An 18,294-nucleotide genomic window follows, 5' to 3' on the forward strand; every position below is an offset into this window, starting at 1 on the left:
GGGCATCTGTCTTGAGACGTATACGGGCGTCGCCGAATCAGACTTGCGGCAGACGCGGGCGCATCGGTCCTGACCATAAGCTCACAGGACTATGACGCCTCTTCGCGCGTGGTCACGCTCACCGATGCTGCAGGACGCGGCGCCGGCCGCGGTGCTGCTCGCGATCTGCGTGCTGGTCAACGCCCCGAACGCGATCGTGGGCAACACGGCGGGTACCCCCGTCGCCGCTGGACAGGACGGACAACTCGCCCTGTGGTGGGCGGCGACGGCGCTCGCCGCCGGCGGCGTCGTGCTGCGCAGGCGCTGGCCGCTGCCGATGCTCGTCGTCTGCGTGCTGTCCGCCGGGGTGCACGTGGCGCAGGCCGCACCTCTCATGATCATCGATCTGAGCGTGCTGGTTCTGCTCTACACGGTGGCCTCCCGTTACGCGTGGGTCATCTCGCTGGCGGCCCTGACTTGCCTGTTGCTTGTGGCCGCCGGATGGAGCCTGTACGGCCCGCTACCCGGCCCATCCGAGGTACTTTCCATGGGCCCCGGCCTTGGCACCCCATCCGGCCCGAAAGAGGTCATGAGGGTCCATCGCCAGGCCTCGGCCGATGCCTGGAGCGGCCTGTCCGTACTCGGCTCGGCCCTGGTCGCCTCCTGGGCCATCGGCTCCGGCGCCCGCAGCCGCCGCGCCTACCTCGACGAGCTGCACGCACACGCCCGAGACCTCGAACGCGAACGCGACCAGCAGGCCGCGCTCGCGGTAGCCGCCGAACGCGCCCGGATTAGCCGCGAACTGCACGACGTCGTGGCCCACGGCCTGTCCCTCATGGTGATCCAGGCCCAAGGCGGCGCCGCCGCGCTCGACAACACCCCGGCCGATACCCGGACCGCGCTGGAGACGATCGTCACCACCGGCCGTGACTCCCTCGCCGACATGCGACACGTGCTCGCCGCGGTCGACGAGGTGGACGATGCCTGGCATCCGCAGCCCGGCCTGGCGCACCTGCCCGCCCTGCTCACGCAGGTCAACAGGGCAGGCACGCCGGTACGGCTGCGCGTCGAGGGCTCCCCCGTGACCCTGCCCGCCACCATGGACCTGTCGGCCTACCGCATCGTGCAGGAAGCCTTGACCAACACCATGAAACACGCCGGAACGGGCGCCGCCGCCAGCGTCGTCCTCACCTACCACTACGCGGAGATCGGCATCGAGATCAGCGACAACGGCCGCGCCCGGACCGGGGACGCTGGCGCAGGTAACACCGGCGCAGGTAACGGGCTGCGAGGCATGCGCGAGCGCGTCAAACTGCTCGGCGGCACGTTCACCGCAGGCCCGAAGCCCCGAGGCGGGTTCACCGTACGGGCGGCGCTCCCGATCCAGGGACACGCCACATGATCGACATACTGCTCGCCGACGACCAAGCCCTCGTCCGTACCGGCTTCCGCATGATCCTCGACAACGCCGACGACATGCAGGTCGTCGGCGAGGCAGGCGACGGCGCGCAGGCCGCGGAGATGGCCGTCCAACTCCAGCCCGACATCGTGCTCATGGACGTCCGGATGCCCGAGGTCGACGGCGTCGAAGCGACCCGCCGCATATGCACCGGCACCAGCCGGATCCGGGTGCTGATCCTGACGACCTTCGACCTCGACGAGTACGTCTACGCCGCCCTCCACGCCGGCGCCAGCGGATTCCTCCTCAAGGACACCCTCGCGCCCGACCTGCTCTCGGCCATCCGCATGGTCGCACGCGGCGATGCGGTCGTCGCGCCCAGCGTGACCCGCCGGCTCCTCGAACGATATGTCGGCATCGGCGTCGCCCAGGCCATACCCGCTGCCAGCCTCGACGTCCTGACCGAACGCGAACGCGAGGTGCTGAGCCTCATCGCCCGCGGCCTGTCCAACACCGAGATCGCCGAGTGCCTCTTCCTGTCCGAGGGCACCGTCAAAACCCACGTCAGCCGCGTGCTGGCCAAACTCGGCCTACGCGACCGTGTCCAAGCCGTGGTCTTCGCCTACGAAAGCGGCCTGGTACGCACCGGAGCCACCTAACGATCATGGGTCGCGAAGTTCTGGGCGTATGCGACCGGCCCAGTCGGTCAAGCCGCCACACCAAGCGGCCCATTCGCCGGCGGCAACGCCACCATCCTCTGGCTCTACCACGTCCTCAGCCCCCTGCAATGCCTCACCAGCCCCGGCCTGACCAGCCAGAACGGCACCCTGGTCGCCCAGATCACCCTCAGCTGAGGGCCCGCCCACGCGCGCGCCAAGAGCACGTCGCCGCCACCCGACTGTGGCGTGAGTGTGGCTTCGAGGCGGGTGGTGTCTGCGGTGCGCGGGGCCGACGATAACAGGGTGAGCACCGCGAGTGAGGAGCTTCAAGGAGCCGCGACCGCGACCGCCCGGCCCGTTCCGGGCGGGCTGCCGCCGGGACGGGCCGTGGGTCGGCGATGGCCCGCTATGAGCTGCCGGCCCCGCATCTGCATGAGGGCGTGCCGCTGGCCCGGCTGGCGGCGGGGCAGGGCGAGAGCGGTGTCACCTACAGGACGTTGCAGCGCTGGCTGGCGGCCTACCGGCAGGGTGGGCTGTAGGCGCTGGCCGGGCCGGCCGAAAGGACAAGGGGTTGCGCCGGTTCACCTACTGGACGGTGCATAAGATCGTCAGCTCGCTGGACCCGGCGCTGGTCACCCTCGGCGTGCAGGGCGCCAAGAAGTACCGCGAGCCTATGAGCTGGTCTACCGGCGCGAGGCCGCCAAGCCCAACGAGATCTGGCAGGCCGACCACACCGAGCTGGACATCTGGGTGATCGACGACAACAACAGCCCCGCCCGGCCGTGGCTGACCGTGATCGAGGATGACCACTCCCGCGCGATCGCCGGATACGCCGTCAACCTGGAAGCGCCCTCGGCGCTGAGCACCGCGCTGGCCTTGCGGCACGCGATCTGGCGCAAGAACGAACCGTCCTGGCACGTGTGCGGCCCCGTCGGTCCTGCACCTCGACCACGGCGCCGACTTCACCTCCGCCCACCTGCAGCAGGTGATGGCCGACCTGAAGGTCACGCCCGTCTTCAAGGGCCAGCCACACGGCCACGGCAAGATCGAGCGGCTGATCGGCACCGTCAACCAGATGTGCCTGGCCCACCTGCTCGGCTACGCGCCGCGCGGCACCTGCGACCGGGCCGGGCAAGCCACGCTAACCCTGCCCCAACTGGACGCCGCGATCGGCCGGTTCTTCCATCAGGTCTACAACCAGCGGCCCCATTCGGAGACCAAGACAGCGCCGCAGGCACGCTGGGAGGCCGGCGCATTCATCCCGCGCATGCCCGGCTCACTCGAGCAGCTGGACCTGCTGCTGCTCACGGTCGCCAAGCCCCGCAAGATCCACACCGATGGGATCCACTTCCTGTCCTTGCGCTACTGCCGCCCACACCGAACCGCTGCCCGCCGCCTACCCCACGCCAGCGCCGCCAACTGGCACAGCCTGGCCCAGCCCGCCACTGACGACACCGTGGCCGCCGCCCAGCCCGGCGATCCCTGCCCCGAGCCGCCGCCAGGCGCGGACACCACCCCTACCCGCCGTGACGGTCCGCGACTTAAACGCTACTGGAATGAGTGATCCGTTCCCCGCCCGGACACACACCACGCGTGGACTTAACAGAGGACAGCGACTCAGGCGACACCCCCGATCCACCCCCTGATCCCCTCGACCAGCCCTACCCCGAAGACGCCGACCTTCCGCCCGGCCAGCCGCGCGACCAGCCGGCCGGCGAGCCGGCACCCGGCGGCCACGCTTCCCGCCTGGACATCAGCGACCGGCCGCCACCGCCCCACCGGCCCGGCCCGGACGGCAACGGGCACGCGACAGCAGGGGCCGCCGCCGCCCCCATCATGATCACCAAAGAACACCGGATGTTCGTCGAATTCGCCGACGCCGTACGCCGCGGACGCTACGTCGGTCTCTGCTTCGGAGCCCGGGCGTCGGAAAGACACCATCGGCCCGCCACTACTCCCCATGGGATCGGCTCGCCCACCACCTCGACGGCATCCGCCCCGCCGGCTCCGACGACGGCGACACCTCAGCCGCGCACCTTCTGGCAGCCCGCGCCGTCATGTACAAGCCCAAGGTCCACAACACCCCACACCATCTCGACAAAGAGATCTCCTTCCTGTGCTACCGGCTCGGCTGGAACGTGGAGATCATGCTCACTCCGGCCGCGGCGTCGACGAGCACGGCATGCTCAACGCCAGTACTCACGCCGAGCTCCTCATCGTGGACGAAGCCGACAGGCTCCGGGTCGCGCCACTGGAGCAACTACGCGACCACCACGACCGGACCGGCATCGGGCTGATCCTGATCGGGATGCCGGGCATAGAAATGCGGCTCTCGCGCTACTCCCGCGTCGGGTTCATCCACCACTACAAGCCCATGTCCGCGAACGAGCAGGCCTTCGTCCTGGGCCGCTCATGGCCTCATCTACGCCTCGACGACATCAACGACTACGCCACCATTGAAGCCGTCGCCGCCATCACCCGCATCACCAGCGGCAACTTCCGGCTCACCGTGCGCCTCATCGGGCAGATCGAGCGAATCATGAAGATCAACGATATGTCCGTCGTCACCAAGGAGATCGTCGACGCCGCCCGGCAGAACCTCGTCATCGGCTCGATGTGAGATCACACCAGCCACAAGCGGAGATCCACGACCAACGATCATGAGCTGAGGCTACTGCCTGGCCCCCGTTTCCGGGCCAGGCAGCGGCCTGTTCAGAACACTCAGGACCAACCACCCCAGCCAAGCCGACCACGACAAACACCGATCCAAGAATCACGACCCCAAGCGATCCAAGTCACACGCAGGCGGCCGCCGATCGTCACCGTACTCGTACACCGCCGCGCGCTTCGACCGCGTCCTGAACCCGTCCGCGCCTACCATCGGGGGCGATCGGCGGTCGTCGCGGGACTTTCGTCCCTGACCGGCCGGGCGGGGACGCGGGCAGGCTGAAGACATGAAACTCGACTCGGCCGGCCTGCAGGTGCTCACCCATGAGGAGTGCATGCGCCTGCTGCCCGCACGCCCGATCGGGCGGATCGTCTTCACCGACCGCGCGCTGCCGGCCGTGCAGCCGGTCAACTTCTGCCTGGACGGCCAGGACATCGTCATCCGGGCGGCGGCCGGCTCCAAGCTGGCGGCCGCCACCCGCTGCTCGGTCGTGGCTTTCGAGGTCGACGACTTCGACGCCGACGCGCGCAGCGGCTGGTCGGTCACCGTCGTCGGGTACGCCCGCGTCGCCGACGACCCGGAGGAGATCGCCCGGCTGGAACGACTGCCGCTGACGCCGTGGGCGCCGGGCCGTGACCACTTCATCGTCATCACCGCGGTGGAGGCCACCGGCCGGCGCGTCCAGCAGCCCTTCGCCGGTGCTCCGAGCCCGGTGGACAAGTCACCATCAGCTCACCAGGAGGTGAACCGATCATGACCGGTGGACGCATGATCATGGAAGCGCCGCTCGTCGACGCCGAACTGCTGACGCTGAAGAAGCGGGTCGACAGCCTCGAGGAGCAGGTACGCACGCTGACGGCCGCGAACCTGGCCCTCGTGCGCAGCATGGAGAATCTGCAGCGGATCTCACCGGCCGCGGCCGGTTGAGCGTCTACGTGGTGCCGGCGAGCTCGTCTCACACCTACACGACGAGCTCGCCAAGGTCTGGAATGCTGCCGAGGTCGGTGATTAGGGTGATGGCGACGTCCGGCGGACTCGCCCGATCGATCAGCCCCTGTCATCGGCGGCCGGGGACGACACGCGCGTCCGGCCCGGGATAGACAAGAGACTCGTGCCCGTTGTCCAGCCAGCGCACCTGGTAGGGGGGCGAGCCGTCGGCGTGCTCCACGCCCACGACGAAGCCCTCCCGACGGACGTTGGCGCCGTACGTACCCTCCACGATCAGCCGATCCCCCACAGTCGCTTTCATGACGACCCCTCATCTCCTCGTTCAGGTGAGTCGGCGGGCGCGGACAGGCCGCAGCCGCCCGCGCCCGTCAGGCGTCAGTGCTCGACGGTGATCCGCTGGCCCTCGGCCTTCTTCTCCTCGGTCAGCCCCACGCTGACCTCCAGGACGCCGCCCTGGTAGACGGCCTTGACGTCATCGGTCTTGGCCGTGGCGGGCAGCGTCACCGTCCGCGACAGCGCCCCGTAGGCGAACTCGGAGCGGTGCGGCTCGGCCGACTGGCGGGTCTTCTCCGCCCGGATGTGGAGCATGCCGCCGTCCACGGTGACCTCGACGTCCTTGTCGGGGTCGATCCCGGGCAGCTCGGCACGCAGCACGTACCGGCCGTCGGCGATGTAGTCCTCGACCCGGACGATCTGGCCGAAGGGGCGGAACCCGAACATCGGGCTCTCCATCCACTCCAGCAGCTCCGGGAACGGGAACCTGATGTCCCTCCGCTCAGGCAGGTTCATCGCAGCCTCCTTCCGTGGGACCCGGTCCCACACCTCCAGGCCACACCCGGGGGAATCCCGTCCCCAGAGGAGAAGGCCCTCGTACCGGCGGGACCATCGTCACTTTCGCCGGGGGCCGGGCGCGGGACTTTCGTCCCTGGTGCCCGCGACGGCGATGACCTGGGCTTGAGGTGTGGAACCGGCGGAAGGGAGGCCACCATGGACTGGCCCCTCGCGATCGTCCTCGTGGCGGTGATCATCGCCGTCATGGTGATCATCACCTCGCTCATCGCCCGGCCGAAGCAGTAGCCCCATGGCCGGACGGGCGCACGGGAGCTCCGGCTCCCGCGCGCCCCCTCTTCCGGACTCTCCGCACACACCACCGTCGGCGCGCCCGCGCCGCGACGACCCCGAAGGAGGAGCGCGATGTACGTCACCGTCAACGAGGTCATGACCCGCGAGGTCGTCTCGGTCCACGAGCACACGCCGTTCAAGGACATCGCCGAAGCGCTCATCGAACGCGGCATCGGCTCCGTCCCGGTGGTCGACGACGCCGGCCGCGTCCTCGGCGTCGTCTCCGAGGCCGACCTGCTGTGCAAGGAGCAGTTCCGGGAGCTCTACTACCAGGAGGGCTACCGGCCACCCCTGAAGACCCGGCTGCGCCACCGCCTGTCCCCGGACAGCGCCGGCCGGCGCCGCAAGGCCGCCGGCGACACCGCCTCCGAGCTGATGACCGCCCCCGCCGTCACCGTCCCCGCCACCACCTCGGTCGTACGGGCCGCCCGGACGATGGACGAGCACGGCGTCAAGCGTCTCGTCGTCACCGGCGAAGACGGCGCCCTGCGCGGCATCGTAAGCCGCCGTGACCTGCTGAAGGTCTTCGCCCGCTCCGACGAGGACATCGCCCGCACCATCCGCGAGGACGTGCTGGAACGTTCGCTCTGGATCGAGACCCTCGGCATCAGGGTGACGGTCGTCGGCGGCGTCGTGACGCTCACCGGCTGGATGGACCGCCGCAGCGACGCCAGGATCGCCGTCCGGATGACCGGCCGGGTGGACGGCGTGGTCGACGTCATCGACCAGCTCAGCTGGAAGCACGACGACACACGTTGAGGCACGCGACGAAACGGAAGCCGGCACCGTCCCGTTCCTGCGCGAGCTCGCGAACGTCCGGTGCACCTGTGACCTTCGGCCCGCCCGCGACGACCTTCGTCCCTCCCCCAGCCACCGCCCCTCGCGTGAGGCTGGAGTCAGGACTACAAGAGAGGGGCGTCACCATGACCGTCACCAAGGAAGACGTCAAGGTCCGCGGCACCGAGCTCGCCCGCAAGCTCAAGACGGCCCTGCACGAAGGCAACGTGCACCGGATCATCATCAAGGACTCGCACGGGCACACCGTGATGGAGATCCCGCTGACAGCGGGGGCCGTGGCGTTCGTCGCCGCCCCGTTCCTCACCGTGCTCGCCGGCCTGGCCGCCGTCGCCGCCGAGTGGACCTTCCGCATCGAACGGCAGCTCCAGGACGCGGAGAACACCGGCGCCTCCCCCACCATCGAGTCCGTCCCGAACGACGCGAGCAAGGCGCCGGCGGCCTGAGCCCCCCATCCTGATCCTCAGCGGCCATCCGTCACGTCGGGCACCAGCGTCTCCACCCGCGGCAGCCGCCGGTAGCCGCTGGACTCGGGCCGCGCCGGGATCTCCAGCGGCGGGCGCCGCACCTCCCGGTACGGGATCGTGGACAGCAGGTGGGAGATCATGTTGATCCTGGCCCGCCGCTTGTCCTCGCTCTCCACCTCGTACCAGGGCGCCTCGGGGATGTGGGTGTGGATCATCATCTCGTCCTTGGCGCGGGAGTACTCCTCCCAGCGGGTGATCGACTCCAGATCCATCGCGGACAACTTCCAGCGCCGCATCGGATCGTCCAGCCGGGCCCGGAAGCGGCGTTCCTGCTCGGCGTCGCTGACCGAGAACCAGTACTTGCGCAGCAGGATCCCGTCCTCCACGAGCAGCCGCTCGAAGATCGGGCACTGGTGCAGGAACCGGGTGTACTCCTCCTGCGTGCAGAACCCCATCACCCGCTCGACCCCGGCCCGGTTGTACCAGCTCCGGTCGAACAGCACGATCTCCCCCGCGGCCGGCAGGTGCTCGACGTACCGCTGGAAGTACCACTGCGTCCGCTCCCGCTCGGTCGGCGCGGGCAGGGCGACGATCCTGGCCATGCGCGGATTGAGGTATTCGGCCACCCGTTTGATCGTGCTGCCCTTGCCCGCCGCGTCCCGTCCCTCGAAGACGATCACCACGCGGCGGCCCTCCGCCCGCACCCATTCCTGGACCTTCACCAGCTCCGCCTGCAAGCGGAACAGCCGCTTCTCGTACGGCTTGCGCCGCAGCCTGTCAGCGCCCACCACACCACCTCCCTCCCCTCCAGTGTGACGCCGACCGACCAGCAGGAGAACGATCGATCGCCCCGTTGATCCCGCTCACTCCAGCAGATCGGTCAGCGGACGCCGGGGCAGGCCCCGGCCGTCGTCGAAGGCGACGCCGAACCGCATGAGCATCTGGGGATACCGGCCGGAGAAGAGCTCCTGGCGCAGGAACTCGCGCAGCAGGTCCGTCTCCAATGCCTGCGTGTGGAAGGCGGCGCTGACCCCGTGCGCGGACGCGTGCAGCAAGACCCGCTGCAGCGCCTGTCCCGTGGCGATCCACTCCTCGCGGCTGTCACCCGGCGTGGTCAGGACGGCGACGACGCCGGTCGCCGTCTCGCCGGCCTCACCCTCGACGCCCCAGTCGTGCCGCCAGGAGTAGTGACGCTGGGGGAAGTCCGGCTCCGTCGGCACGTGCTCGCGGGGATAGCTCCGCGCGGGCACCCCGTCGGCACGGGTGCTGCCCGGCGGCCGGGCCCATCGGATGAGCTCCAGGCTGAACCGCTCGTCCTGCGCCTGCACGCCCTGCGCGGCCTGGGTCAGCGCGGCCAGGACGTTCACCGCCGCGGACGAGCGGACCGGCGTCAACGTGGCGCCTTCGGCCATGGCCGCCTTGGCCAGCGACTCGACGAACCGGTCGGGCAGCGGCACGTCGGCGAACCCGGCCCGGTGGGTGTGACGCCGCTCGATCTCGCCGCCGAGCACCCAGGTCGGCTCGTCGGCCTCGGTCTCCACGCCCGGCCTGATCGTCGCCAGCAGCCCCGGACGGTCGGGATCGGGCAGGATCCGCACCACGGGCTCGTAGCCTTCACAACGCATCGCGGTGCGCATGGTGAACAGGGCGGCGCCGCAACTGATCAGCAGTTCCCGGCTGGCGGCGTCGCCGATCGGCAGTTTCCTGGCGGTGTCGGCTCTCAGGCCGATCTCCTCCCCGGAGACGGCGAAGGTCCAGGGCTGGGTGTTGTGCACGGACGGAGCCCAGCGGGCGGCCTCCACCGCCGCGCCCAGTGCCTGCTTGGGCGAGCGGGTGCTCATGGGCCACCTCCAGAAGGCGATGCCTCCAGCGCATCACATCGCGGGCGTCCGGTGAAGCACCCCGCTCCTGCGCTTGCCAAGCCTTGTCCGGCCGTGACGAAGGACGTCGGTCGTCGGGGAAGAGGACCTTAGCCCCTGCCCGATCACCGCCCCACGAGGGAGCCTGTGAACTGGACGGATAAGGAGGAGACGCCATGAAGGCACTCGTCTATCACGGACCTGGTAACCGCTCCTGGCAGGACGTTCCAGAACCGCGGATCACGGACTCGACGGACGCGATCGTCCGCGTGGACGCCGTCACGATCTGCGGCACCGACCTGCACATCCTCAAGGGAGACGTGCCGGCCGTGAAGCCGGGCCGGATCCTCGGGCACGAGGCGGTCGGCACGGTGACCGCCGTGGGAAGCGCGGTCGGCACGGTCAAGGAGGGCGACCGCGTGCTCGTGTCCTGCATCACCGCCTGCGGGCGGTGCCGCTACTGCCGCACCGGCATGTACGGCCAGTGCCTGGGCGGCGGCGGATGGATCCTCGGCCACCGCATCGACGGCACCCAGGCCGAGTACGTACGGGTGCCGTTCACCGACACCTCCGTGCACCCGCTGCCCGACGCCGTGCCGGATGAGACGGCCCTCATGCTGGCCGACATCCTGCCCACCGCGTACGAGGTCGGCGTGCTGAACGGCCGCGTCCGGCCCGGCGACACCGTCGTGGTCGTGGGCGCGGGCCCGATCGGGCTGGCCGCGATCACGACGGCGCGGTTGTTCACGCCGAGCCACATCGTCGCCGTCGACCCCGCGCCGGCCCGGCTGGAGGCCGCCAAGCGGCTGGGCGCGGACGTGCTCGTCGGTGCCGGGGACGATCCCGCCGCCGCGATCGCCGAGCTCACCCGCGACCTGGGGGCCGACGTCGCCATCGAGGCGGTCGGCGTCCCGGAGACCTTCGAGCTGTGCACCCGCCTGGTACGCCCGGGAGGGCACGTGGCGAACGTCGGCGTGCACGGGGCACCCGCGACGCTGCATCTCGAGGACCTGTGGATCCGCAACGTGACCATCACCACGGGCTTGGTCGACACCCACTCCACACCGGCCCTCCTGGACATGATCGCCGCCGGACGGCTCGACCCGGCCGCCTTCATCACGCACCGCTTCGACCTGGACCACATGGACGAGGCCTACCGGACGTTCTCCGACCCGAAGACGAGCGGAGCGCTCAAGGTGGTCCTGACCAGACGATGAGCCGGGCGGCAGGCCGCACGCGGCGCGAGGGGGCGGGCCGTCCGGCGCGGGTGACAGGACGTTCGTCCCTACTGCCTCTCCCCCGCGCCAGCGAGACTGGAATCAGGAGCACTCACGGGGAAAGAAGATGATCCATCATGCTCCCGATCCGTCCCCTCATCGCCGGCGCGGCCCTGGCCGCGGCGGTGACCGTCCCGCTGGCCCTGCCGGCCCAGGCCACGCAGCTCGCCCGGATACCGGTGCTGACCGGCATCCGCGCCGCTCACCAGCCGGGCCTCGACCGGCTCGTGTTCGAGTTCCGGGGCGGCCTCCCCCGCCGGGCGCAGGCCCGCTACACCGGCGCCATCGTCGACCAGGCCACCGGGCGCACCGTCAGCGCCGTGGGTGACGCCCTGCTGCGGATCCGCTTCGAGCGGGCCGGGGCCGGCACCCTGCAGGCTCGCACCACGTACCCGCTGCCCGGCGTCATCCAGGTCGTCGGCACGACCCCGTACCACTCCACGCTCACCTACGGCGTGGGGCTGGCCAGGCAGGCTCCGTTCCGGGTCTACCACCTGACCCGGCCCAGTCGCGTCGTGGTCGACATCACCACTCCCTACCGGACCGTCCCGGTGCGGGGCTACTTCCTCGACACGGCCAGGTACGACGCCGGCCGGCAGCCGTACACGACGGCGGTGCGACGGCCGGTGATCGCGCCGTCCACCGCCTACGGCGCGCTGCAACGGCTGTTCGCCGGACCCACCCAGGCCGAGAAGGCACAAGGGCTGCGCTTCGTCTCCTCCAAGGCGACCGGCTTCAGCAAGCTGACCGTCAAGCGCGGAGTCGCCAGGGTCTACCTGACCGGCCGCCTCACGGGCGCGGGATCGACCTTCACCATCGCCGACGAGATCATGCCGACGCTCAAGCAGTTCCCGTCCGTCAAGTGGGTGAAGATCTACGACGCCCGCGGGCACACCCAGCAGCCCTACGGCCCGTCCGACTCCGTCCCACGGAGCCTGGAACCGTAATCGGCGGGCAGGGGGCCCGGACGCCGGCCGTCCGGGCCCCTTCCGGCGCTGGGTGACCTTGGTCCCTGATACGGGGTCCGTCCGGCCCTGCCCGGCGATCGGCGGGCCGGACAGCCTGAGAACGGGAGGGCACATCAGGCCTCCCGCCGGCGACCACGAACGGGAGATGCGCCATGCCCGAGGGATACGACGTACTGCTACGCGACGGCGGCATCGCCCACGTTCGCCCGCTGCGTCCCGCCGATCGCGACGCCCTGCACGAGCTGGTCGACCGCTCGTCGGAACGCTCGGCCTACCTGCGTTTCTTCACCGGCGGCCGGAGCACCGCCCACGCCTACATGGACCGCGTCGCCGGCCGCGACTACCGCGGCCACGCCCTGGTGGCCGTCATGCGCGGGCGGCTGGTCGCGGTCGCCGAGTACATCCCGATCGACGGCGGCGGCGCCGACCTGGCCATCCTCATCGACGACGCCGTCCACGGCCACGGGCTCGGCACCCTGATGCTGGAGCACGTCGCCCTGGACGCGGCCGGGCACGGTGTACGCGAACTGGTGGCCGACGTACTGACCGAGAACCGGCCGATGCTGCGGGTGCTGCGCGATCTCGGCCTGGACGTCACCGAGCGCAACGAGGGCGGAACGCTGCACGTCACCATCGCCGCCGAGCCCACGGCCAGGCTGCGGGCGGGCATCGAGGCCCGCGACCACGAGGCCGGCCGCGCCTCCCTCGCCCACGTGCTCACCCCGCGCTCGGTGGCGGTCATCGGCGCCTCCCGCGACGAACGCGCCGTCGGGCACAAGGTGCTGCGCAACCTCCTCGACGGAGGTTTCACCGGGCCGATCCACCCGGTCAACCCCAACGCCGCCAAGATGGCCGGCCTGCCCTGCCACGCCAAGGTCCCCGACGGGGTGGACCTGGCCGTCGTGGCGGTGCCCGCCCGTCACGTGCTGGACGTGGCCCGCGACTGCGCCGCCGCAGGCGTGGCCGGGCTCGTGGTCCTGACGTCGGGGTTCGCCGAGACCGGGCAGCGCGACGTGGAGTCGGAGCTGCTCGAGATCTGCCGTACGGCCGGGATGCGGCTCATCGGCCCGAACTGCCTGGGCGTGGTCAACACCGGGGCCCGGCTGAACGCCAGTTTCCTTCCGCACCACCCCGTTCAGGGTCGGGTGGCGCTGATGTCGCAGTCGGGGGCCGTGGCCGCCGCGCTACTGGACCGGCTGGAGGTCTCCTCGTTCGTCTCGGTCGGCAACAAGGCCGACGTCAGCGGCAACGACCTGCTCGAATACTGGGAGGACGACACCGGGACCGACGTCATCGCCCTGTATCTGGAGTCGTTCGGCAACCCGCGCAAGTTCGCCCGCATCGCCCGCCGTGTGGGAGCACGCAAACCGGTCCTGCTGGTCAAGAGCGGCCGCAGCGACGCCGGCGGCCGGGCCGTCCGCTCGCACACCGCCGCCGCGGCCACCCCCGACGTGGCCGTGGACGCGCTCACCCGCGCCGCCGGGGTCATCCGGCTCGACAGCGTGCACGAGCTCATCGACGCCGCCAAACTCCTGGCCGCCCAGCCGCTGCCCGAGGGCCCCCGGGTCGCCGTCGTCGGCAACTCGGGCGGGCCCCAGGCGATGGCCGCCGACGCCTGCGAGAGCCACGGCCTGAGCGTTCCCGAACTGCCACCCGGCCTGCTCGACGCCCGCGCCGCCGCCGCTCTGGGCAACCCGGTCGATCTCACCGCGGACGCCACCGCCGCCGAGATCGGCGCCGCCGTACGGGCGCTGGCCGGCTCGTCCGAGGTGGACGCGGTGCTCGTCGTGTACACGCCGCCGTTCGGCTCCGGGCTGGAGGAGACCCGCCGGGCCATCGCGGAGGCGGCGAAGGGAGCGGCCAAGCCCGTGCTGGCCTGCGTCGCCGGCCATGACGGGCTGATCGACGGGCGCGTGCCCAGTTACGCCTTCCCCGAGCAGGCCGTCCAGGCTCTCGCGCACGCCGTACGGTACGCCGGGTGGCGGCGCTCGGCCGAACCCGCGGCCGTCACCGTAGCGGCGGACGCCGAGGCGGCGCGGCAGATCGTGCAGGCCGCACTCAAGGAGCACCCGGACGGCGGCTGGCTCCCCCCGGAAGCCACCGTCTCGCTGCTGCGCTGCTACGGCGTGAACGTGACCGAGTCCGTCGAGGCGCACGACGCCGAGGCCGCCGCCGAGGCGGCGTCCCGCGTCGGGCTGCCGGCCGTGCTCAAGGCCGTCGGTCCCGTGCACAAGAGCGACGTCGGCGGCGTCCGGCTCGGCCTCCAGACCACCGACGAGGTACGCCAGGCTTATCACGACATGTCCGCCCGCATCGGCCAGGAGATGACCGGCGCCCTCGTCCAGCGCCTGGCGCCCGGCGGCGTCGAGATCATCGTCGGCGGCGTCAACTACCCGGCCTTCGGGCCAGTGGTCATGGTCGGCATGGGCGGCGTCCTGGCCGACCTGCTGGCCGACCGCGCCTTCCGGGTCCCCCCGATCACCGACCCGGCCGCGATGCTCGCCGAACTACGCTGCGCGCCCCTGCTGCACGGCTACCGCGGCTCACCCGCCGTGGCCGCCGAGGCCCTCCAGGACCAGCTCGTCCGCATCGGGCAGTTGCTCGACGACCTGCCACAGGTGGCCGAACTCGACCTCAACCCCGTCATCGTCTCCCCGGACGGCGCCCTCACCGTGGACGCTCGCATCAGAGTCCTCCCCTGCCAGCCCCCACCCTCACCACTGCTGCGCCGCCTGCGCTGACCCACGACCACCCCGCTTCAGGACTTCCGGCCCTATCATCCGGGCTTCGCCCGGGTTGTGATGGAAGTAAGCCCTCCGAATGCGCACAGAAAAGAGCCGAACAGCCATGCGCATGACCGTCGCCGACGTGATGACCAGGAAGGTCGTCTCCGTCACCGCCGCCACCCCGTTCAAGGAGATCGCCGAGGCGCTCATCACCGGCGGCATCAGCGCCGTGCCGGTGCTGAATCACGAGCAGCACGTGATCGGCATGGTGTCCGAGGCCGACCTGCTGCGCAAGGAGGAGTTCCGCGAGCAGTTCTACCGGGAGGGCTACCGCCCGCCGCTGCGCGCCCGGCTCCGCCGCCCCAAAGGCCGGCAGAAGGCCGAAGGCGACACCGCCGCCGACCTCATGACCGGCCCGGCCGTCTGCGTCTCCTACGAGGCTTCGGCGGTCGAGGCGGCCCGCCTGATGGACACCAACGACGTCAAACGGCTGGCCGTCATCGACGGCGACGGCTGCCTGCTCGGCATCGTCAGCCGCCGCGATCTGGTCAAGCTGTTCCTGCGTCCCGAGGAGGAGATCGCCGCCGAGATCCGCGACGACGTCCTCGACCGCACCCTGTGGATCGACACCTCCAGCGTCACCACGCAGGTGCGTCAGGGAGTCGTGACGCTGTCCGGACGGATGGAGCGCCGCACCGAGGCCGCCATCGCCGTACGCCTGGCCGGCCGGGTCAACGGCGTGGTCGGCGTGATCGACGAACTGACCTGGAACACCGACGACAGCACCCAGGAAGCCCGATAACCATGCTCGTCCGCGAGGTCATGACCAGCCCGGCCATCACCGTCCGTCACACCGACCCGGTGCGGCGGGCGGTGCGTGTCCTTTCCGGCCACCGCATCACCGCGGCTCCCGTCGTGGACGACTCCGGCCGCCTCGCCGGCGTCGTCAGCGAACTGGACCTGCTGCGCGGCGAGTTCGAGCCCGACCCCCGCGCCACCGTACGCCCCGTACCGGCGGCTCAGGCGCCGCCTCCCCGTCAGGTCATGGAGGTGATGACCCGCGACGTCGCCACGGTCACCGAGACCACCGATGTCACCGCCGCCATCGACCTCATGGTGGGCAAGCGGATCAAGAGCCTGCCCGTCCTGCGCGGCCACGAGATCGTCGGCATGATCAGTCGCCGCGACCTGCTGGCCATGCTCGCCCGCCCCGACGAGGACCTGCGCCAAGCGGTCGTGGACGTGCTGCGCGAGCAGTACCCCACCGGCCCCGGCTGGGACGTCGCCGTCCACGACGGCGTGGCCGAGCTGAGCGGCCCAGCCCACGAGCACGCCGACCGCATCGCCGACGTGCTCACCCGCACCGTGCCCGGCATCGTCCGGGTCAGGCACAGAACACCATGACGATCATCGTCGCGAACGTCATGACGACCGCCGCCGCCGAACTGCTCATCAGCAGAGGCGTCTGCGGCGTGCCGGTGCTGGACGACGACAACCGCGTCCTGGGCGTGGTCTCCGAGGCCGACCTGCTGGCCAAGAAGGAGTTCAAGGAGCGCTACTACGGCGACGACTACCGTCCGCCGCGGCGCGCCCGCATCCGCCACAGTGCCGGCAGCGAGGGCAGCGGCTACCGCAAGTCCGAAGGCGAAGAGCCTGTGAAGCGGTCCCAGGCGGTCTCGCACACGCGGGCCGGCTGCGGATACCGCTCGCCCAGGTGGACGGGTCGGGCTTGCCGGAACGTGCGAGTCCGGGTCGGTGCCGGTGGCCCAGGCGCGTAGGTCGTCTGCTCGGGTGACGTAGCGGACAACAGCCGGGGTGACGCAGATCTTCTGCTCGTCCAGGAGTTGCGGATGGCTTTGATCGCCTGGCCGATCGTGACGGGGTTGATCCCGAGCAGCTCACCCAGCACTTTCAGCCTCGTGTGAGACGTGAAGGACATCCTCCGGGCGTCTGAGGATAACGACCGTTATCGGGACACCCCGGAGCGGCTGTTCCGCCCGGCTCCCGTCGTGTTGACGACGGTCGCTTCGTCATGGCCGCGGGCCACGAGAAGATCCGCCGCCCCCGGTCCACGACACATTCGGGCACCTCAACCCGAAGGGAGCCAGGTACGGATCTCGTCCATGAGCGAGGCGGGCGCGTCATGGTGGACCAGGTGGCCGGCGTCGTCGATCAACGAGAGCTCAGCGGCGGGGATCAGGCTCCGCAAGCGCCGGGCGACATCGAGGGAGATCCAAGCGTCGCGCGCCCCCCACACAATCCGTACCGGGATGTCCAGGCGGTCCAGCTGTTGCTCGTTCTCTTGGAGGAAACGCTCGTCATACTCGGCGATCTGCCGGTAGAAGGCCGGTTGGCCATCCTGTCCGGTCCACGGCTGCACCAAGGCGTCAAGATCTTCAGCACGCAGCCCGCGGTGACTCGCGCCCTGAATATAGACGCGCACGATGGCGGTATGGATATAGCCCGGCAACTGCCCCAGGACGTCAGGATGGTCCTGCACGAACCGGAAGAAGGGGGAGCCGCTGGGCGGGATGGCGACGACATCGACGAGCATGAGCGAGGCGTAATCGACGCCCAGGATCAGATGCGTGCGCAGGGACACGGCACCGCCGAAGTCGTAAGCGATCACGTGTGGCCGCTCCAGGCCCCAGTGCGCAAGCAGCGCCGCGAACGCATCGGCCTGCACGCCGAAATCGACAGGATGCCCTTCCTGCTTGGAGGAGCGCCCGTATCCGGGCATGTCCCAAAGATGGACGGCGAAGTCACGGCTCAAGGCCTGGGCGAACGGCCGCCACAGCAGCGAGGAGAACGGCGTGCCATGACAGAACACCACGGCTGGACCCGCACCTGCGCGCCCCCAGGCGATCTGTCTTCCCCGCCACTCCAAGCGCTCCGTCAACTCCATGACCTGCAATGTTAGTAGAGGCCTGTGCGTTTCCCGCGGCACCCCCGATCCTTTCCCGGCTCACAGCGGAAAGCAAAATTGTCCAAGGTCTCTTCGGACGCCCTCACACGTGCCTCAAACGAAACGTCTGGGACATCGTGAGGGGACATCCTCGGCGTCCCGGGGGCGGGCCAGCGCCTTGCCACGAGAATGAGCCGCCCGACGCCGAACTCGTGGGCGATCTGCGTGACCAACTGGCCACGCGCGCCGGGCCAGGGCGGTGGTGAGCACATCGTCGGTCACCGCGGCCGGCCAGTCCCTCCCCAGGGACAGGCGCGGGAGGCGGTCAGCTGGTACTGGCCCGCCTGAGCAGGTCCTTGATAGCACCGGCTCCCGGACCGCTCTTGGTCGTCTCCCAGATTCTACACGTGGCCGCTCGAGGGGTCTTCCGGTTCGTCGGAAGCGAGGTCGAGTACGGCCTTGCCGGGAACGCGGCGCGCCAGGAGTGCCTCTATCGCCTCGTCGACCTGGGTCCAGGGGCCG

At 70.4% G+C, this 18,294-nt stretch carries 22 protein-coding genes; 15 read left to right on the plus strand and 7 right to left on the minus strand.

The genetic code is table 11. The annotated features are described in order from the left end of the window. The first annotated feature begins 124 nt into the window (after positions 1 to 124). From AB0C28_RS55000 to AB0C28_RS55010, 3 genes are all read left to right on the plus strand, one after another. Positions 125 to 1,381 (plus strand): histidine kinase, encoded by a 1,257-nt coding sequence (locus AB0C28_RS55000; protein WP_357848946.1) that lies wholly within the window; start codon positions 125 to 127, stop codon positions 1,379 to 1,381. Beyond that, complete coding sequence (locus AB0C28_RS55005; RefSeq protein WP_358085304.1) at positions 1,378 to 2,037, plus strand: response regulator transcription factor; 660 nt, start codon at positions 1,378 to 1,380, stop codon at positions 2,035 to 2,037. The genes AB0C28_RS55000 and AB0C28_RS55005 overlap by 4 nt, the downstream gene beginning before the upstream one ends. Positions 2,038 to 2,435: 398 nt before the next feature. Beyond that, complete coding sequence (locus tag AB0C28_RS55010) at positions 2,436 to 2,576, plus strand: hypothetical protein (protein WP_358085307.1); 141 nt, start codon at positions 2,436 to 2,438, stop codon at positions 2,574 to 2,576. Positions 2,577 to 2,720: 144 nt separating this feature from the next. Here AB0C28_RS55010 and AB0C28_RS55015 read toward each other — a convergent pair whose 3' ends face one another. Then, a complete protein-coding gene (locus AB0C28_RS55015) occupies positions 2,721 to 2,936 on the minus strand; it encodes a hypothetical protein (protein WP_357848955.1) in 216 nt (71 codons plus the stop codon). 89 nt (positions 2,937 to 3,025) lie between these two features. Here AB0C28_RS55015 and AB0C28_RS55020 point away from each other — a divergent pair, with 89 nt between their 5' ends. Further along, positions 3,026 to 3,601: a hypothetical protein gene (locus AB0C28_RS55020; protein WP_358085310.1), complete on the plus strand. Its 576-nt coding sequence runs from the start codon at positions 3,026 to 3,028 to the stop codon at positions 3,599 to 3,601. Positions 3,602 to 3,654: 53 nt separating this feature from the next. Here the strand turns inward: AB0C28_RS55020 and AB0C28_RS55025 are convergent, their stop codons facing one another. Then, complete coding sequence (locus AB0C28_RS55025; RefSeq protein ID WP_357848960.1) at positions 3,655 to 3,843, minus strand: hypothetical protein; 189 nt, start codon at positions 3,841 to 3,843, stop codon at positions 3,655 to 3,657. A gap of 154 nt (positions 3,844 to 3,997) precedes the next feature. Between AB0C28_RS55025 and AB0C28_RS55030 the strand changes: the two genes are divergently transcribed. The 3 genes from AB0C28_RS55030 (at position 3,998) to AB0C28_RS55040 (ending at position 5,632) form a co-directional block, all read left to right on the plus strand. Beyond that, the gene (locus tag AB0C28_RS55030) at positions 3,998 to 4,657 is read left to right on the plus strand and encodes an AAA family ATPase (RefSeq protein ID WP_358085313.1); all 660 of its coding nucleotides are present in this window, start codon (positions 3,998 to 4,000) and stop codon (positions 4,655 to 4,657) included. A gap of 334 nt (positions 4,658 to 4,991) precedes the next feature. Next, positions 4,992 to 5,462: a pyridoxamine 5'-phosphate oxidase family protein gene (locus AB0C28_RS55035; protein ID WP_357848966.1), complete on the plus strand. Its 471-nt coding sequence runs from the start codon at positions 4,992 to 4,994 to the stop codon at positions 5,460 to 5,462. Beyond that, positions 5,459 to 5,632, plus strand: a complete 174-nt coding sequence (locus AB0C28_RS55040) for a hypothetical protein (RefSeq protein WP_358085316.1) — start codon at positions 5,459 to 5,461, stop codon at positions 5,630 to 5,632. The genes AB0C28_RS55035 and AB0C28_RS55040 overlap by 4 nt, the downstream gene beginning before the upstream one ends. A 130-nt stretch (positions 5,633 to 5,762) precedes the next feature. On the opposite strand, the gene AB0C28_RS55045 is transcribed toward AB0C28_RS55040, so the two are convergent. Both AB0C28_RS55045 and AB0C28_RS55050 read right to left on the minus strand, forming a co-directional pair. Further along, the gene (locus AB0C28_RS55045) at positions 5,763 to 5,954 is read right to left on the minus strand and encodes a DUF1918 domain-containing protein (RefSeq protein ID WP_357848972.1); all 192 of its coding nucleotides are present in this window, start codon (positions 5,952 to 5,954) and stop codon (positions 5,763 to 5,765) included. A gap of 74 nt (positions 5,955 to 6,028) precedes the next feature. Further along, on the minus strand, positions 6,029 to 6,442 hold the full coding sequence (locus tag AB0C28_RS55050; RefSeq protein ID WP_358085319.1) for an Hsp20/alpha crystallin family protein: 414 nt from the start codon (positions 6,440 to 6,442) through the stop codon (positions 6,029 to 6,031). A 405-nt stretch (positions 6,443 to 6,847) separates the two neighbouring features. On the opposite strand from AB0C28_RS55050, the gene AB0C28_RS55055 reads away from it, so the two are divergent. Beyond that, entirely contained in the window at positions 6,848 to 7,534 is a 687-nt protein-coding gene (locus AB0C28_RS55055; RefSeq protein WP_357848978.1) for a CBS domain-containing protein, read from the plus strand. Between the two features lie 164 nt (positions 7,535 to 7,698). Beyond that, positions 7,699 to 8,016: a DUF4342 domain-containing protein gene (locus AB0C28_RS55060; protein WP_357848980.1), complete on the plus strand. Its 318-nt coding sequence runs from the start codon at positions 7,699 to 7,701 to the stop codon at positions 8,014 to 8,016. Positions 8,017 to 8,033: 17 nt separating this feature from the next. On the opposite strand, the gene ppk2 is transcribed toward AB0C28_RS55060, so the two are convergent. Together ppk2 and AB0C28_RS55070 are read right to left on the minus strand one after the other, a co-directional pair. Next, a complete protein-coding gene (gene ppk2 / locus AB0C28_RS55065) occupies positions 8,034 to 8,825 on the minus strand; it encodes a polyphosphate kinase 2 (RefSeq protein ID WP_358085322.1) in 792 nt (263 codons plus the stop codon). 75 nt (positions 8,826 to 8,900) lie between these two features. After that, positions 8,901 to 9,878: a hypothetical protein gene (locus AB0C28_RS55070; protein WP_358085325.1), complete on the minus strand. Its 978-nt coding sequence runs from the start codon at positions 9,876 to 9,878 to the stop codon at positions 8,901 to 8,903. Between the two features lie 194 nt (positions 9,879 to 10,072). Here AB0C28_RS55070 and AB0C28_RS55075 point away from each other — a divergent pair, with 194 nt between their 5' ends. The 6 genes from AB0C28_RS55075 (at position 10,073) to AB0C28_RS55100 (ending at position 16,645) form a co-directional block, all read left to right on the plus strand. Further along, on the plus strand, positions 10,073 to 11,113 hold the full coding sequence (locus tag AB0C28_RS55075; protein ID WP_358085328.1) for a zinc-dependent alcohol dehydrogenase family protein: 1,041 nt from the start codon (positions 10,073 to 10,075) through the stop codon (positions 11,111 to 11,113). 137 nt (positions 11,114 to 11,250) lie between these two features. Then, positions 11,251 to 12,120 (plus strand): GerMN domain-containing protein, encoded by an 870-nt coding sequence (locus AB0C28_RS55080; protein ID WP_358085331.1) that lies wholly within the window; start codon positions 11,251 to 11,253, stop codon positions 12,118 to 12,120. Positions 12,121 to 12,293: 173 nt separating this feature from the next. After that, entirely contained in the window at positions 12,294 to 14,882 is a 2,589-nt protein-coding gene (locus AB0C28_RS55085; RefSeq protein ID WP_358085334.1) for a GNAT family N-acetyltransferase, read from the plus strand. A gap of 106 nt (positions 14,883 to 14,988) precedes the next feature. After that, on the plus strand, positions 14,989 to 15,669 hold the full coding sequence (locus AB0C28_RS55090; RefSeq protein ID WP_358085337.1) for a CBS domain-containing protein: 681 nt from the start codon (positions 14,989 to 14,991) through the stop codon (positions 15,667 to 15,669). Positions 15,670 to 15,671: 2 nt separating this feature from the next. Continuing rightward, positions 15,672 to 16,271 (plus strand): CBS domain-containing protein, encoded by a 600-nt coding sequence (locus AB0C28_RS55095; RefSeq protein WP_358085340.1) that lies wholly within the window; start codon positions 15,672 to 15,674, stop codon positions 16,269 to 16,271. Then, complete coding sequence (locus AB0C28_RS55100; protein WP_358085343.1) at positions 16,268 to 16,645, plus strand: CBS domain-containing protein; 378 nt, start codon at positions 16,268 to 16,270, stop codon at positions 16,643 to 16,645. The genes AB0C28_RS55095 and AB0C28_RS55100 overlap by 4 nt, the downstream gene beginning before the upstream one ends. 311 nt (positions 16,646 to 16,956) lie before the next feature. Here the strand turns inward: AB0C28_RS55100 and AB0C28_RS55105 are convergent, their stop codons facing one another. Next, on the minus strand, positions 16,957 to 17,772 hold the full coding sequence (locus AB0C28_RS55105; RefSeq protein WP_358085345.1) for an alpha/beta hydrolase: 816 nt from the start codon (positions 17,770 to 17,772) through the stop codon (positions 16,957 to 16,959). Positions 17,773 to 18,294: the final 522 nt, after the last annotated feature.

The organism is Nonomuraea sp. NPDC048892, assembly GCF_040649735.1.
Lineage (GTDB): Bacteria > Actinomycetota > Actinomycetes > Streptosporangiales > Streptosporangiaceae > Nonomuraea > Nonomuraea maheshkhaliensis.

Coding starts and splice junctions, on each gene's coding strand:
- AB0C28_RS55055 (WP_357848978.1), top strand. CDS start 6,848: ATGTACGTCACCGTCAACGAGGTCATGACCCGCGAGGTCGTCTCGGTC.
- AB0C28_RS55000 (WP_357848946.1), top strand. CDS start 125: ATGCTGCAGGACGCGGCGCCGGCCGCGGTGCTGCTCGCGATCTGCGTG.
- AB0C28_RS55035 (WP_357848966.1), top strand. CDS start 4,992: ATGAAACTCGACTCGGCCGGCCTGCAGGTGCTCACCCATGAGGAGTGC.
- AB0C28_RS55045 (WP_357848972.1), bottom strand. CDS start 5,954: ATGAAAGCGACTGTGGGGGATCGGCTGATCGTGGAGGGTACGTACGGC.
- AB0C28_RS55105 (WP_358085345.1), bottom strand. CDS start 17,772: ATGGAGTTGACGGAGCGCTTGGAGTGGCGGGGAAGACAGATCGCCTGG.
- AB0C28_RS55100 (WP_358085343.1), top strand. CDS start 16,268: ATGACGATCATCGTCGCGAACGTCATGACGACCGCCGCCGCCGAACTG.
- AB0C28_RS55040 (WP_358085316.1), top strand. CDS start 5,459: ATGACCGGTGGACGCATGATCATGGAAGCGCCGCTCGTCGACGCCGAA.
- AB0C28_RS55080 (WP_358085331.1), top strand. CDS start 11,251: ATGCTCCCGATCCGTCCCCTCATCGCCGGCGCGGCCCTGGCCGCGGCG.
- AB0C28_RS55090 (WP_358085337.1), top strand. CDS start 14,989: ATGCGCATGACCGTCGCCGACGTGATGACCAGGAAGGTCGTCTCCGTC.
- AB0C28_RS55005 (WP_358085304.1), top strand. CDS start 1,378: ATGATCGACATACTGCTCGCCGACGACCAAGCCCTCGTCCGTACCGGC.
- AB0C28_RS55030 (WP_358085313.1), top strand. CDS start 3,998: ATGGGATCGGCTCGCCCACCACCTCGACGGCATCCGCCCCGCCGGCTC.
- AB0C28_RS55010 (WP_358085307.1), top strand. CDS start 2,436: ATGGCCCGCTATGAGCTGCCGGCCCCGCATCTGCATGAGGGCGTGCCG.
- AB0C28_RS55070 (WP_358085325.1), bottom strand. CDS start 9,878: ATGAGCACCCGCTCGCCCAAGCAGGCACTGGGCGCGGCGGTGGAGGCC.
- AB0C28_RS55060 (WP_357848980.1), top strand. CDS start 7,699: ATGACCGTCACCAAGGAAGACGTCAAGGTCCGCGGCACCGAGCTCGCC.
- AB0C28_RS55050 (WP_358085319.1), bottom strand. CDS start 6,442: ATGAACCTGCCTGAGCGGAGGGACATCAGGTTCCCGTTCCCGGAGCTG.
- AB0C28_RS55075 (WP_358085328.1), top strand. CDS start 10,073: ATGAAGGCACTCGTCTATCACGGACCTGGTAACCGCTCCTGGCAGGAC.
- AB0C28_RS55095 (WP_358085340.1), top strand. CDS start 15,672: ATGCTCGTCCGCGAGGTCATGACCAGCCCGGCCATCACCGTCCGTCAC.
- AB0C28_RS55085 (WP_358085334.1), top strand. CDS start 12,294: ATGCCCGAGGGATACGACGTACTGCTACGCGACGGCGGCATCGCCCAC.
- AB0C28_RS55020 (WP_358085310.1), top strand. CDS start 3,026: ATGGCCGACCTGAAGGTCACGCCCGTCTTCAAGGGCCAGCCACACGGC.